Annotated in this window: 12 protein-coding genes; 11 read left to right on the top strand and 1 reads right to left on the bottom strand. The window is 45.4% G+C overall.

The window, feature by feature from the left end; translation table 11 throughout:
- Positions 1–269 precede the first annotated feature (269 nt).
- The gene (locus JJU34_RS16130) at positions 270–1,382 is read left to right on the top strand and encodes a GAF domain-containing protein (RefSeq protein ID WP_228693435.1); all 1,113 of its coding nucleotides are present in this window, start codon (positions 270–272) and stop codon (positions 1,380–1,382) included.
- A gap of 69 nt (positions 1,383–1,451) precedes the next feature.
- Positions 1,452–1,604 carry a hypothetical protein gene (locus tag JJU34_RS16135; protein WP_228693436.1) on the top strand — a complete coding sequence of 51 codons (153 nt, stop codon included), beginning with the start codon at positions 1,452–1,454 and terminating at the stop codon, positions 1,602–1,604.
- Between the two features lie 193 nt (positions 1,605–1,797).
- Here the strand turns inward: JJU34_RS16135 and JJU34_RS16140 are convergent, their stop codons facing one another.
- On the bottom strand, positions 1,798–2,250 hold the full coding sequence (locus JJU34_RS16140) for an ATP-binding protein (protein WP_228693437.1): 453 nt from the start codon (positions 2,248–2,250) through the stop codon (positions 1,798–1,800).
- Positions 2,251–2,364: 114 nt separating this feature from the next.
- Here JJU34_RS16140 and JJU34_RS16145 point away from each other — a divergent pair, with 114 nt between their 5' ends.
- The 9 genes from JJU34_RS16145 (at position 2,365) to JJU34_RS16185 (ending at position 14,120) form a co-directional block, all read left to right on the top strand.
- Positions 2,365–2,934 (top strand): hypothetical protein, encoded by a 570-nt coding sequence (locus tag JJU34_RS16145; RefSeq protein WP_228693438.1) that lies wholly within the window; start codon positions 2,365–2,367, stop codon positions 2,932–2,934.
- A gap of 61 nt (positions 2,935–2,995) precedes the next feature.
- Positions 2,996–3,898 (top strand): histone deacetylase, encoded by a 903-nt coding sequence (locus JJU34_RS16150; RefSeq protein WP_228693439.1) that lies wholly within the window; start codon positions 2,996–2,998, stop codon positions 3,896–3,898.
- 153 nt (positions 3,899–4,051) lie between these two features.
- Positions 4,052–4,702, top strand: coding sequence for an OmpH family outer membrane protein (locus JJU34_RS16155; protein WP_228693440.1), 651 nt, complete (start codon positions 4,052–4,054; stop codon positions 4,700–4,702).
- Between the two features lie 98 nt (positions 4,703–4,800).
- On the top strand, positions 4,801–5,772 hold the full coding sequence (locus tag JJU34_RS16160; RefSeq protein WP_228693441.1) for a deoxyhypusine synthase family protein: 972 nt from the start codon (positions 4,801–4,803) through the stop codon (positions 5,770–5,772).
- On the top strand, positions 5,773–7,398 hold the full coding sequence (locus tag JJU34_RS16165; RefSeq protein ID WP_228693442.1) for an OmpA family protein: 1,626 nt from the start codon (positions 5,773–5,775) through the stop codon (positions 7,396–7,398).
- Between the two features lie 23 nt (positions 7,399–7,421).
- A complete protein-coding gene (locus JJU34_RS16170; protein WP_228693443.1) occupies positions 7,422–8,567 on the top strand; it encodes a glycoside hydrolase family 130 protein in 1,146 nt (381 codons plus the stop codon).
- A gap of 113 nt (positions 8,568–8,680) precedes the next feature.
- Positions 8,681–9,292 (top strand): sigma-70 family RNA polymerase sigma factor, encoded by a 612-nt coding sequence (locus JJU34_RS16175; RefSeq protein ID WP_228693444.1) that lies wholly within the window; start codon positions 8,681–8,683, stop codon positions 9,290–9,292.
- 335 nt (positions 9,293–9,627) lie between these two features.
- Complete coding sequence (locus tag JJU34_RS16180) at positions 9,628–10,701, top strand: FecR family protein (RefSeq protein WP_228693445.1); 1,074 nt, start codon at positions 9,628–9,630, stop codon at positions 10,699–10,701.
- Positions 10,702–10,838: 137 nt separating this feature from the next.
- Positions 10,839–14,120 carry a TonB-dependent receptor gene (locus tag JJU34_RS16185; RefSeq protein ID WP_228693446.1) on the top strand — a complete coding sequence of 1,094 codons (3,282 nt, stop codon included), beginning with the start codon at positions 10,839–10,841 and terminating at the stop codon, positions 14,118–14,120.
- The last annotated feature ends 4 nt before the right edge of the window (positions 14,121–14,124 follow it).

Below are 14,124 nucleotides of genomic sequence, written 5' to 3' on the forward strand. Positions count from 1 at the left end.
ATACTTATAGCATTCCCTGTCCGAGGGAAACTTCTCCTGAAATTCGAATATGGAGAGACTCTTATACCTTTTTTCCATGAAAACCGTGTTTCAGAGCAATGTAGGTAGATTTTAGCCATTTTCAAAATGCCTAATTCAATACCGTAAATTCCGATGCGGAGTTCGAAATAGATTATCAGATCTTTTATGTGCAAACGGTTTTTACATTTTCCCATGCTTAAAATGTTAAAATATATAAAAATGTCTTTTGATTAAAATAAATTTTATTTATGAATTCAAAGAATAGGTTAGAAGATGTGGAGTCTTATGGACTTTTTGACACTTTTCCAGAAAAGGAACTTGACGATATTGCAGAATTGGCTTCATTAATTTGCGGTACACCGATTGCGTTAATTACTGTACTAGACGATAAGAGGCAGTGGTTTAAGTCTAAGAAAGGGGTCGATGTGAGTGAAACAAAAGTCGAAGATTCATTCTGTCAACATACTTTGCATTCGCCCCATGAGGTACTTGTAGTTAATGATGCGTTAAAAGATAAACGTTTTAGGCAAAATAAGTTGGTGCTTGGTTATCCTGAAATTCGCTTTTATGCCGATGCTCCTTTGGTTACAAGAAATAATAATGTCTTGGGGACCTTATGTGTTATTGATAAAATGGCCAGAAGTATCAGTAAAGATCAAGAAAAAGCTCTTCGAATTCTTGCAAGAAAGGCTATGGATTTTTTAGAAAATCAAAAGATTCTTAGAAGTTTGAATTCAAATGTAAAATTAAGTACGGAGAGGTTGGTTAGGATAACAGAAAATATTCCCGCTGGTATTTTTGAAGTCAAGGTTGATAATCGTGCTGAGGAAGTAAAGCTTTTATTTTTGAGTGCAGGAGCCAAAATGATTAATCCAAACCTTCGCGTAAGAGAACTGCTTAGAGATTCAAGAATATTCTTTTCCTTGTTGCACCCTGATGATATTATGCCTTTAAGAAAAGTTCTGGTAGATTCAATAGAAAAAGATGCACTTCTATACCATGAATACAGGGTAAAGATCAATGATAGTTATAAATGGCATGCCATTCGAGGAAAGATCTATAAAAATAGTTTTGGTGAGATTTTTCTATATGGTTCAATTTCAGATATAACACACCATCATGAATATAGAGCGATTTTAGAACAAATTTCATTTGACATTTCCCATGTTTTGCGAAGACCTGTGACCTCTTTACTGGGGATAATTGATTTAATAAACTCTGAACAGGAAGTATCAAGTGAGAAACTTTTAGAATACTATGGGTATATCAAAACAGTAGCTGATGAATTGGAGGCTTATACGCGAAGACTTAATGAAGTATACTCTGATAAAAAGAAGAAAATTGTGAGGTATAATAATTAAGTGTTTATTAATGAGTGGTTTTTTAGAAAATTGCAGTTAAAAAATACGATGAACCCTCATATTTTTCCTATGCCTTGTGCTAAATTGGTGGAGGATACTTATGGGATACCTTTGCCTGACACCCTCGTTGGTACGGTCAAAAAGCATGAGATGTCCGGCTTGTTTACATCATGGGTGCAGATCGCCGCGGTTCTCTTCGAAATAGAGATCTTGGAAATGTAATTTCTAACCGATAATCTGCCTATTCGAGCGGATTTCGTAGAGTTAAGCCTTATTTCACGGCCTCTATTGGGCTAGGTGCCGTTTATTACTCACTTGTCGTACCTTTTGGGTACATGGGTATACTATATTGTCCATCTGCGGTCGCAGTTTCCGGTCTCAGGGGGTGGATGTTTTCGGTTTAGACTTCCACTCTCTAAAACTCCCCCTCAGCATCTTTGGATACAGGTACACTCCGGTCTTCTTTGCGGAGATAGTACGTGCGGGTGCCTTCGCTGTCAACCACATAGTGCGGTTTGGCTTGGCTTTCGGGAATGTGCAGCAGTAAGATGTACTTTTCCTCTTCCAGCTTTTCATCCTTCCAAAAGGCTATTTCGTAGGTTTCAAAGCGATGGGTGATAGGCGGCGTGCAGTAATTTGCGATGGCCTCGCCTAGCATGAACTTTTCTTCCTCCGGGTCAATACCGGTAATTTGTCCTTGATCCGAGACTCCTACTACGATCGTTCCTCCAAAGGTATTGGCGAAGGCAACAATGCTTTTCGCAATTTTTTGCTGATTACTAATGCTTTGCTTAAAGTCCAGATTTATTCCTTCGGGCTGGGAAATTATTTTTTTTACAAAATCGTTGTCTTTTTTTGGTGATTCCATTTCATGAAATTATAAAAGTTACTATATTAATGAGCAATATGGCTGAATTAAGCTTAAAATTTGTTACTTCACCAAATTCAGTGCCCTTTTCTTTTAGCTAAACGAAACCCCAGCATGCAAGCAGTAAACAAAGGATTTGACCCGGAAACCATCGCAGTCCTTAAAGAAGAACTAACATCCTCAGGTAAGAACTTCAAGATAGTTCCCAGTGAAGATAACTCGGATGAGTTTGTAAACTTTTATTTCGTGGGTCTTTACGAAGGAAAGGAAGTCATATACGATGCAGCGCTCTATACCTTGAGGCTACACCACTCCAGCGAATTGTACGAGATAGCCGAGCACGAAGCGGCGAAGAAGTTCCCTAATTTCAAAGGCATCCACTACGAGGAGGATGAAAATGGCAACCTGAAGCCCCTAAAAAGTGACGAAGAGGAAATCGGCTGGTTTATTACCGAGATGATCATGGAGATGGAAGAGGAGGAGACCGTGAAAGTACAGGAATTCATCGACTTGGACACCCACCACGATTTTGGCATTGGCCTGGATGCGGCACTGAATGTGGATGTGATCGACGAGGCAATCATTGCAGGATTTGTAAGGGATTTCAACAACGATACACTTACCCTTGACGACACCTTTTATTCGTTCCAGTCAGAAGAGGAAGAAGAAGCCGAGGAGGATTAACCCGGCCATTTTTCGCAACAATTATAGATAACTCCAGTTTGCTTTTTAAAAAACCGTCTCCATGCTAAAAATAGCTTGGTCAGAATGCTATGCGCATCCCTTACCCAAAGGACACCGCTTTCCCATGGAAAAATACGAGCTACTTCCCGAGCAGCTTGTATACGAAGGGACGGTAGTTCCAGCTAATTTTTTTCAACCGGGAAAATTGGACAAAGAATGGGTGTTGACCACCCACGATACCGATTACGTAGATCGCCTCCTTGCACTTCAGCTTTCCAAGTCGGAGATCCGAAGGACTGGTTTCCCACTAAGCAAGGAGCTGGTGGAGCGAGAAATCCATATCATGGATGGTTCCGTGCAGGCTGCCTTGTTTGCCTTGGACCATGGCATAGGGATGAATATTGCCGGAGGTACCCATCACGCATTTACGGATAGAGGCGAGGGTTTCTGCTTGCTTAACGACATAGCGATCGCTGCAAACTACCTATTGCGATCAAAGTTGGTCTCACGGGTTTTAGTGGTCGATTTGGATGTTCATCAGGGAAATGGTACCGCCGAAATCTTTCGCGGCATGGAGGAAGTGTTTACATTTAGCATGCACGGTGCATCCAATTACCCCATGCACAAGGAAACGTCGGATTTGGATATAGCCCTGCCGGATGGGACAGGCGACACCGATTATCTGAACGCACTAGGGCGATCGCTGTTTCCACTGGTTGATCGTTTTCAGCCAGAGTTTATCATCTATCAGAGTGGGGTAGACGTGCTGAAGACAGATAAGCTAGGGCGTCTGGGCTTGTCCCTTCAGGGTTGTATGGAACGAGACCGAACGGTCCTAGCACTTGCCAAAGCAAATCATATCCCCATTATGTGCTGCATGGGGGGTGGTTATTCAGAGCGAATTCGGGATATCGTAGAAGCTCACGCCAATACCTTTCGCCTGGCGCAGGAGCTTTTTTTTTAGCAGTATAGTAAACCGTACGGATCGGATTAAAGGTGTCCCAAGGGGTACATATGGGGTATGTCTCAGGTATTTTAATAGTTTATCGCGTATTTTAAATTTGTAGATAGCCAAGATTGTTTATATTTGCCCCGAATCGTAAAAAAGTTAAAGCAAGTGAAAAGAATTATTAACGCAGTGGGGATCTTATCCCTGGCAGGTCTTTTATTCGGAGCCTGCAATTCAAATGCTCCTTCTGGCCCTGCCGCCGAAGGATCCACCGGAGAAATAAACATGACGGATTTGAAAATCGCCTATGTTCACACAGACAGCGTGATCAACAAGTTTGACTTCTTTATAAATAAGTCCAAAGAAATTTCCGATAAGGGCCGCAAGTTTGAGGAAGAGCTAGCCTCGAGAGCCAGAGGCTTTGAGCGTGAAGTGACCAATTTTCAGCAGTCTGCCAATACCATGACCATCAACCAAGCGCGGGCGAAAGAGGAGGAGTTGGTTACCAAAGAACGAAATCTGGTTACTTTTCGGGACAACCTGATGCAGGAGCTGTCTGCCGATGAAACCAGACTGTACAATGAAGTGTATGATCTGATCCAGGAATATTTGGCGAAATATGCGGCGCAGAACGACTTGGAAATGATCCTTTCCTACACCCGGGGAGGAGGCGTTTGGTATGCAGACAAGGCGTTGGATGTAACCGAGTCCGTGATCAAAGGAATCAATGACGACTTTAAGAATAAGTCTGGCGCGGCATCTACTACCCCTGCACCAGCGGCCCCACAACCTGCCCCTGCCGAGACGGAAGGCAATTAATGGCCCAAACATCAGCATTAAGCCCGGGAAATCCGGGTTTTTTTGTTTGTGCCAGCCTGTGTATTTTTGTGACATAAATTGAAACAACTAGAGAGACCATGGAGATTACATCGTTTTTGAAGCATCATTACAGACATTTCAACGCTGCCGCGCTCATCGACGCCGCAGAAGGATACCGCGCACACTTGGACAACAACGGGAAAATGATGATAACCCTCGCTGGAGCCATGTCTACGGCTGAACTGGGCATTTCACTGGCAGAAATGATCCGCGAGGACAAGGTGCAGATTATCACCTGTACAGGTGCCAATTTGGAAGAAGATGTGTTTAACCTCGTGGCTCACGATTATTACGAGCGGATTCCGGGATATCGGGATTTGTCTCCAGAACAGGAGCAGGCTCTACTAGAGCGGCACATGAACCGGGTAACGGATACTTGTATCCCTGAGATGGAAGCCATGCGGCGTATTGAGCACGTGATTTTGGAAGAGTGGCAAAGAGCGGATAAGGCAGGAGAGCGCTTTTTTCCGCACGAATTTTTTTATAAGATTCTCCTTTCCGGAAAGTTAGACGCATCCTTCCAGATAGATCCAAAAAATAGCTGGCTGCTGGAAGCTGCGAAAAAAAATCTCCCCATCATTGTACCCGGTTGGGAGGATTCCACGTTGGGAAATATGTATGCGGGCCATTGTATCTCCAAGGACATTCAAAATGTTCATACCGTACGGAGTGGCATTGAATACATGATGTTTTTGGCAGAGTGGTATACCGAAAATGCGCAGGAGGATAGTACCATCGGTTTTTTCCAAATCGGCGGAGGCATTGCAGGGGATTTTCCTATCTGCGTCGTCCCCATGCTACATCAGGATCTTCAGCGGGATAACGTGCCGCTTTGGGGATATTTCTGTCAAATTTCGGATTCTACCACTTCGTATGGTTCCTACTCAGGTGCTGTTCCCAACGAAAAAATTACGTGGGGAAAACTCGGGTTGGAAACCCCCAAATACATCATTGAGTCCGATGCAACTATTGTGGCCCCTTTGATCTTTGCGATAATTTTAGGAAAATAAATGATTGTATTCGTACAGCTGACTGCAAAAAAAGCAAAACTAGCGATAGTCTTTGCTTTTTTTGCATTCACCCAATCCTCGGCGCAGGCATTGATCCCAATTTCCGCTGCCAATTCTCCCTTTGACGAGATGCATCCCGCGCTCTCTCCCGAGGGGGATTTATATTTTACACGGGCATTTCATCCAGAAAACACGGCCGGATCAGCGAATTTAGGTGACATATGGATGAGTAAAGCGCTACCCTCGGGAGAATATCAAACAGCTATTCGCGTAGCCGACCTTTCTTCTGATGGCTTGGACGTGGTGTTGGGTTTTTCGGGGGAGGATAGGCTTTACGTGTACCACAGCATTCACCACCAATCCCAAGGTATTTACCGCTATCGCCGGAGTGAAGGTGGATGGGTGGATGGAGAAAAGCTGGAGATACCTGGATTTAGGCCTACAGGGCCGCAAGTCAGTGGGCGCCTGAGTAAAGACAGCAATACCATTGTCCTTTCTATGGCCTCATTTGATGCGTATGGAAACGAAGATTTGTACATCACCCGCAAATCCGAAAATGGCGCATGGTCCCGGCTACTGCATCTCGGACCTGAGATCAATACAACCTACCAAGAGCTAACTCCATTTTTGAGTGCTGACGAGCAAGTTCTTTATTTCTCCTCCAATGGGCATGGGGATCAAAGCCTCCAAAAGATCTATTTTTCCCTTCGACTGGACGATTCCTTCCTGCGTTGGACTACCCCATTGCCCGTTTCCATTTTACAGACGTTCGGGATCACACTGTCCTTTTTCACGGATTTTCGGCAGGATAAAACCTACCTAACCAGTACTACAAGTAGCGAGGGCTATGGTGATATCTTCTTGATCGGCGACGGGCTAATACCATCGCTACAGAGCGAGCTACAGGCAAGTCAACGTCTGGCCGCCGTTGAGAGGGTGGAAAACATCCCGGAACCTGAACAGGAGGTACCCTTGGCAAAAGATCTTTTGGTGAAAAATATACCACGTGATTCCGTGATCATGGAGCCACTGGAGGCAGCGGAAGAGGATACTCAAGTGAAAGTGTCTTGGAAAGATCGCTTGACCGAGCGCTATTCAGATTTTCAACTGATACTCCTCGAAAATGACGGCATCCATACCCTCAGTTCTGAGAGTGCTGAGGAGGCGTTTGAGAGAGACCTGAGTCACGCTGTTTTGGTAGTTGCGGGCTACCTTCCGGTAAATCTTCGGGGTACGGGTACCGATTGGGAAATTCCCGCACTCATTCCGGCCCGACCCGGTGAACGACTGACTCTAGACAATATCCGGTTTCAACGAGGGGATATACAATTTTTAGACGCGGATTCAGCAGGCGAACTACGCATGTTAGCGCTGTTTTTAGATCAAAATCCCACGTTAAAAATTTCATTGGAGGGGCATACGGATAGTTATGGCAATGTAGAACTCAATAAAAAACTTTCCTTGGACCGGGCAAATGCCATTCGGGAGCACCTTGTATCTCAAGGGATCGCCTTTGAGCGCATTCGTGTGAGTGGATTTGGTGGTAGCAGACCGGTGGCAGATAATCAAAGCGAAGCAGGCCGTATTTTGAATAGAAGAGTGGAAATGGTAATTTTGGAAGAATAGATACCAAATCCTTCATCCTTTCCATGCCAAATCGCAATTGTTTCAATTTTCTTTGCTGTTTACAATCCCGAATCGGGCTTTTCCTTCTGATAGGGACTTTTAGTGTGTTTTTGAGCTGCTCGGGTTCAAAAGAAGATCATTCAGATGTTGAATTAGGTGATTGGCAGCTTGGCCCCTTTGTAAAAGTAGACAGTCTCAACCCTATCTTATTGCCGGGTGATTTGACCTTTGAATGTCCGGTCTTGGGCCAAAACGTCTCCTGGGAGGAGAAGGATGTATTCAATCCGGCAGCAGTAGTGATGCACGGTCAGGTAAATTTACTGTTCCGGGCAGAGGACTTGATCGGGTCAAACAACGGCACTTCCCGGATAGGGTTGGCTACAAGCAGTGATGGCATGCGCTTTGAAAAGTTACCTGAACCGGTATTTTATCCCGAAAATGATAGTTTAAAGCACTTGGAGTGGGATGGGGGTGTGGAAGACCCGCGCGTAGTAAAAGGCCCCGACGGACACTATGTCATGACCTACACTTCTTACGATGGACAGACGGCGAGACTAATGCTGGCCTTGTCCAAGGACCTAAAGAAATGGGATAAATACGGACGCGTTCTCACTGGCGAATTTTCCGATACGTGGAGTAAATCCGGTGCCATTGTGGCGAGACAGGCCGGCGAAGAAATCATTGCTGAAAAAATAAACGGCTATTACTGGATGTATTTTGGGGATACGGACCTGTTTTTGGCAAGGTCAACCAACCTGATTGACTGGGAGCCCTTGGTGGAGAATGGAGGATTGAAATCTGTATTAAAACCACGTCCGGGATACTTTGATAGCCGCTTGGTGGAACCCGGCCCATTTGCACTGGTTCGGGAAGCCGGGATTTTGATGCTGTACAATGGTATGAATTTAGATGAGGGTGGCGACCCAAGTCTGGCCCCTGGTACCTATTCTGCTGGGCAGGTATTGTTTGACTTGGAAGATCCTAGTGTGGTTCTGGCCCGTAGCGAAGAGTATTTTCTCACTCCCGAGAAAGATTACGAAATTGAGGGTCAGATTAACCGGGTTTGTTTTATCGAAGGATTGGTACCTTTTCAGGGCCGTTGGTTTCTGTATTATGGAACTGCCGATTCCAAAATCGCCGTAGCCGTAGCGGAAGATTCTGGTAGGTGAACTTGTAGGAAAATAGGCCCACAGAAGTAGGCCTAGAGGGATTAAGTTCCTACTAGGTTTTTATTTGTATTTAAATAGACTATTTTTAGGAATTGGTTGAGTAGTTGCCGATAATGAAGATAGACCCAAAATTGACCGTAAACCTGGGAAATGAAGCGTTCTCAGAGACCCCATTTCCCGATAGCGTGGATGATGCGGTGCTTTGGCGTAGGTTTAAATCGGGTAGTGAATCGGCTTTTATTGAGATATATAGAAAGTTTTTTGATGGATTGTTCGTGTACGGATGCCAATTCACCAAACGGGAGGAACTGGTAGAAGATGCGGTGCAGGATCTTTTTTTGGACCTTAGGAGGCGTAGGGAAAAGTTGGGAGATACAGACAATATACGGTTCTATTTATTTGTTAGTCTAAAGAGACGGCTTGTTCGGGAGCTTTCCAAATGGTACAACCGTTGGGAGGGTTTTTCCGGTGAAATCGTTTTTCAGGCCAGTCTTCCGCATGAGCAATTTTTGATTCAGCAGCAATTGGATGAGCAAACCGCCAAGAATCTTAGCAAGGCAGTAAGCAGGTTGCCGGCAAAGAAGCGGGAGATTTTATACTACTTTTATTATGAGAATCTTACCTACGAGCAAATCAGGGAGATCATGGATTTTCGCAAAGTAAAGTCTGTCCGGAATCTGCTTTACGAGACCATCGGGATACTCCGATCGACCTTTCCCAAATAGCCTGTTTTGATCATCTTAAAAAAAAGCTGCTTTTTTTTCAGGTCATTTCGGGTGTTTCTGTCTTTTAAGGTTGAATAGACAAAAAAACAGGAAGTCGAGTCTGCCTATAAGATACGTGCAGCCGAGACGCAAGCGACACACAGTTGAATGACGATGCTACACCCTATCCCGATGGATTGGGACAGGGATTCCAGTCAGATATACCGGGACAAGTTGTGACCGCTGAAAAACAATTATAGACACATGAAATCGAGCACGACGCAAGCGACACACGGAGGAACGATTGTAATACGTGCGAGATTCCATCTGACCGTTAAAGAACAAATTATTAACACATGAAAAAGCGGCAGGACCACTTGGCATTTTTATTGGCGAGCTCCGAATTTGTTCGGTGGGTAAAGCATCCGGACAGGCATTTGGATGATTTTTGGAATCAGTGGCTGGACCTGCATCCTGAGGCCTACCCGGATATGCTCAAAGCAAAGTCTATTTTACTGGGTATCAACTTGGAGCACATTCCTGAAACGAGCGATCGTAAAATCCGGATTTTGGGAGCAATCATCAAAGAGAACAGTTCTCAACTAACAGGAACGAGGCGTTCAAGACGAAATACAGTTTTTCATTGGTTTGCCTGGGAACAACTGGGGCAATGGAGCAAGGTAGCAGCAATCTTGACATTGGTATTTCTGGTTGCCGGCTTATACAGGATGGGCGTAGCACCGGAGGTCGGTGAAGAGCTCGTTGCAGAAGCGGAAACGGTTTGGATTATTAAGCAAACCGCCCCTGGAGAGAAATTGAGCTTTACACTGGCAGATGGATCTACTATTTGGTTAAACTCTGCTACCGAATTCCGTTTTCCTGAACGCTTCGACAGCAGCAACCGGACCGTAGTGCTACGGGGTGAGGCTTTCTTTGACGTGGCACCAGATTCCCTGCGGCCCTTTTATGTAGAGACCGGAGATCTCAGAACCAAGGTGCTGGGTACTTCCTTTAACATTAACCTGATGCACCCCGATCAACATAAGATCAGTTTGATTTCGGGAAAAATAGCGGTTGTAAATAAAATTACCGAAGAAGAAATATCCCTAGTTCCAGGGCAGCAGCTAAACTATGCCACCAAGTCTGGGCGAACGGTACTCGGTAAATTTAACGCTGAGGAAGTGACCGGTTGGAAAGATGGTAAGCTAATTTTTAGGCAAACCTCCTTCTGGGAGGTGGTACGGACGCTGGAAAGTTGGTATGGTGTCCGTTTTAAGGTAGTTGGCTTACCAAAGGATGGCTGGAGACTTACAGGGGAATACCACAATCAAACCTTGGACATGGTCCTAGGCCGAATGGCCTATATCGAGGATTTTACCTATTCCATACATCAAAAAACAATAAACCTAACATTTAAAAACGATGAATAGCTCATAGAAAAAACAACCAAAAAAAGGTGGTCCAGGGTGTGATACATTGGGGAATGAGAACACCCTGAACCCAGCTTATTATGTAAAACAATAAACCAGTTAAAGTTATGTATTTAAAATTACAAAAGACAATATATATGTTGTCCAGGTTTTTCCTATCCGGGTTTTTGCTACAGCTCTTTATTCTCAATGTGGTGTTGGCAGTAAACGTAAATGCCCAATTTGAGCGAATTGACGAGGTAAAGGTGACACTAAGCCAAACGGACCTTTCACTCAGACAGTTCTTTCGAGCAGTGGAATCCAAGTCAGGATTCAAGTTTTCCTACGACAATCGGCAGATAGATCTGTCCGTACAGGTACGAATTACTGCTACCGAGGGTACCATCGAGGAAATGCTGAAGGAAGTCGCTTCACAGGCATCCTTAGGGTTTCGCCAGGTAAACGATCAAATCGATGTTCGCAAGGTCAATACACCGGTTGTAGAGCAGGTAACCTTGGAAGATGTGACGATCCGCGGGATAGTACGGGACGAAAACGGTGATCCGCTTCCCGGTGCGACCATTTCGGTTCAGGGTTCTACCATTGGAACCGTAACCGACTTGGATGGATCCTATTCTATTACAGTACCTGACAATGCGGTGTTGGTGTTTTCGTACATCGGCTACGAAAGTACCCGTATTGAGATCGGAAACCGCACAGAGATAGACGTAACTATGCGGATGGACGCGTCATCGTTGGAAGAAGTGGTGGTGATAGGGTATGGTACAACGAAGCGAAGTGATCTAACCGGGGCAGTATCTTCGGTCAAATCCGAGCAATTGACGGCCTATCCGGCTATTGATGCGGTGCAGGCACTTCAGGGACGTGCTGCTGGTGTGCAGATTCAAGCTACGAACGGCGCTCCCGGTGCTGCAATGAAAGTACGGGTGAGAGGCGGTACCTCTATCAATGCCAGCAGTGATCCCATTTTTGTAGTAGATGGGTTCATTGGTGCTGCAATGCCTCCTCCAGAGGATATTCAGTCTGTGGAGGTGCTAAAAGATGCCTCAGCTACCGCCATCTACGGGTCTCGCGGTGCAAACGGTGTGATCATGATCACTACCAAACGAGGATCAAAAGGGAAGCCTAGAATTGAGTTTAATTCATCCTATTCCATGCAAAATGAAATCAACCGCTTGGATTTATTGGATGCCGATCAATTTATTGACTATATCCAAGAGGCGCGACCAAATATCCAGTCGGCCGGTGGAAATACCGACTGGCAGGATCAGATCTTCCGTACGGGAGGAATTCAAAACTACCAACTTTCTGTTTCTGGAGGCAACGATGGTGTGAATTATTATGTTTCAGGTGCCTACTTTGACCAAAAAGGGGTAATCATTAATTCCAATTTCAACCGTTTTTCTATCACCAGCAATCTGGATATTCAAGCCACCGAGAAGCTGAAGATCGGATTAAACATCTTCGCTCAGCGAAGTGAAAGTGACGGCGTACGTACCCAAGAGGGGTCGGGGGGATTGACACCTGGAGTAGTAGCTTCGGCGTTTAAATTTGAACCAGATCAGCCAATACGCAGACCGGATGGTACGTTTACCGTAGCCAGGCTAAACGACCCGCACGACAACCCCTATGCGGTTGCTACCTCACTGGTAAACCAAAATGTAAATGACCGTTTTCAAGGTAACTTCTTTGCCGAGTACGACATCGCTGAAAACTTGAAATTCAGAACCACTTTTGGAGCAACTACGAATTCTGGCAGGAATGGACTTCATTCACCAACCACGGTGACAGAAGGCAGAAATGTAGGCGGCGATGCGAGTATCAATGCATCGAGAAGTACCCTGTTGCTGAATGAAAACTACCTGACCTACACGAAGACACTCGGCGAAACCCACAACTTGTCCTTTATGGGAGGATATTCCTATCAGTCGTCTGAAAATGAAAGTTGGGGTGCCCGAGGGCAGAATTTCATCACGGACGCCTTTTCCTACTGGAATCTGGGGTCAGCGGCGGTATGGCAAACCCCCAATTCAAACCTCAGCGACTGGAGAATATCTTCATTCTATGGTAGGGCCAATTATTCCATTAGCGACAAGTATCTGTTTACGTTTAACGCACGATACGACGGTTCGTCCACCTTTAGCCGGAACAATAAATGGGCGTTTTTCCCCTCCGGTGCAGTGGCATGGAATATGAAGAACGAGCGATTCTTGGAGACCTCTGATTTGGTAAGCTTCTGGAAGTGGAGAGGAAGCTATGGCATCACCGGTAATCAAGCCATCTCACCGTTCCAGACATTGGCGAGGTTCTCTCCCGTATTTACCATATTGAACAATGTGCCCGTTAACGCAGTAAGACCCACGACCGTTGCAAACAACAACCTTACCTGGGAAACCACCGCACAGTTGAATATCGGTACGGACATTGGTCTATGGGATGACCGGGTGACTCTTTCGGCGGAGTATTACCGCATGGTTACCTCTGACTTGTTGTTCTCTGTTCCGCTTCCGAGGTATTCAGGGTACACCACCCAGCTTCAAAACATCGGCAAGGTAGAAAACAAGGGATTGGAAATGACGTTGACTACCCGAAATTTGGTGGGGCCGTTTCAATGGAATATGGACTTAAACGTATCCAGAAATGTCAATAAAGTACTGACCTTACCGGAGGGTACCGATATTCGATATGGATCGGGACCTGGCCACATGGTAGGACTGGGTGACACCCAAGTACTACGCGAGGGGTATCCTGTAGGAAGTTTTTATGGATGGATCTATGAGGGAGTATACCAGCAAGGAGACGACTTTATCCCAGGCGGCGGATTTGAGCAGGTTCTTGGTGGAGAGAAGTTTCGGGATATCAATGGCGATGGGGTATTGAATGCGTCTGATAGAGATATCATTGGTAATCCCCACCCGGATTTTATTTGGGGCTGGAATAATGACTTCCGTTGGAAAAACTTCGACTTGAACATTTTCTTTCAAGGCTCCTATGGAAACGACATCCTCAGCTACACCCTGATGGAATTGGACTTACTGTCTGGCATCAACAATGCCACCACGGCGGCACTGAACCGATGGACGCCCACCAATACCAATACAGATGTGCCTAGGGCGGCGCTTGGAAGAACCCGCAGAGTATCTACCCGATGGATCTACGACGGTACCTTCACCCGACTGAAGAACCTTTCACTCGGATATAACTTCCCACAGTCGATCACCAGTAGGCTAAAAGTAAGTAAGTTGAGGGTGTACGCCAGCGCCCAGAATATATTGACCTTCACCTCTTACCGAGGGTATGATCCGGAGGTAAATTACCAGTCTGGAGGAGCTACGAATGGCAACCGTAATCTTGGATTGGACTACGGAAGCTATCCAAATGCGAAAAATTACACGTTTGGTCTGAATGTAGGCTTTTAATTCC

Origin of the sequence: Lunatimonas sp., from assembly GCF_020832325.1 — a bacterium.
In the GTDB taxonomy this organism is placed as follows: Bacteria; Bacteroidota; Bacteroidia; order Cytophagales; family Cyclobacteriaceae; genus Lunatimonas.

What these genes read in the sequence shown, in the direction of transcription:
- JJU34_RS16130 (WP_228693435.1), top strand. Translation starts at nt 270, where the DNA reads ATGAATTCAAAGAATAGGTTAGAAGATGTGGAGTCTTATGGACTTTTT.
- JJU34_RS16135 (WP_228693436.1), top strand. Translation starts at nt 1,452, where the DNA reads ATGCCTTGTGCTAAATTGGTGGAGGATACTTATGGGATACCTTTGCCT.
- JJU34_RS16140 (WP_228693437.1), bottom strand. Translation starts at nt 2,250, where the DNA reads ATGGAATCACCAAAAAAAGACAACGATTTTGTAAAAAAAATAATTTCC.
- JJU34_RS16145 (WP_228693438.1), top strand. Translation starts at nt 2,365, where the DNA reads ATGCAAGCAGTAAACAAAGGATTTGACCCGGAAACCATCGCAGTCCTT.
- JJU34_RS16150 (WP_228693439.1), top strand. Translation starts at nt 2,996, where the DNA reads ATGCTAAAAATAGCTTGGTCAGAATGCTATGCGCATCCCTTACCCAAA.
- JJU34_RS16160 (WP_228693441.1), top strand. Translation starts at nt 4,801, where the DNA reads ATGGAGATTACATCGTTTTTGAAGCATCATTACAGACATTTCAACGCT.
- JJU34_RS16165 (WP_228693442.1), top strand. Translation starts at nt 5,773, where the DNA reads ATGATTGTATTCGTACAGCTGACTGCAAAAAAAGCAAAACTAGCGATA.
- JJU34_RS16170 (WP_228693443.1), top strand. Translation starts at nt 7,422, where the DNA reads ATGCCAAATCGCAATTGTTTCAATTTTCTTTGCTGTTTACAATCCCGA.
- JJU34_RS16175 (WP_228693444.1), top strand. Translation starts at nt 8,681, where the DNA reads ATGAAGATAGACCCAAAATTGACCGTAAACCTGGGAAATGAAGCGTTC.
- JJU34_RS16180 (WP_228693445.1), top strand. Translation starts at nt 9,628, where the DNA reads ATGAAAAAGCGGCAGGACCACTTGGCATTTTTATTGGCGAGCTCCGAA.
- JJU34_RS16185 (WP_228693446.1), top strand. Translation starts at nt 10,839, where the DNA reads ATGTTGTCCAGGTTTTTCCTATCCGGGTTTTTGCTACAGCTCTTTATT.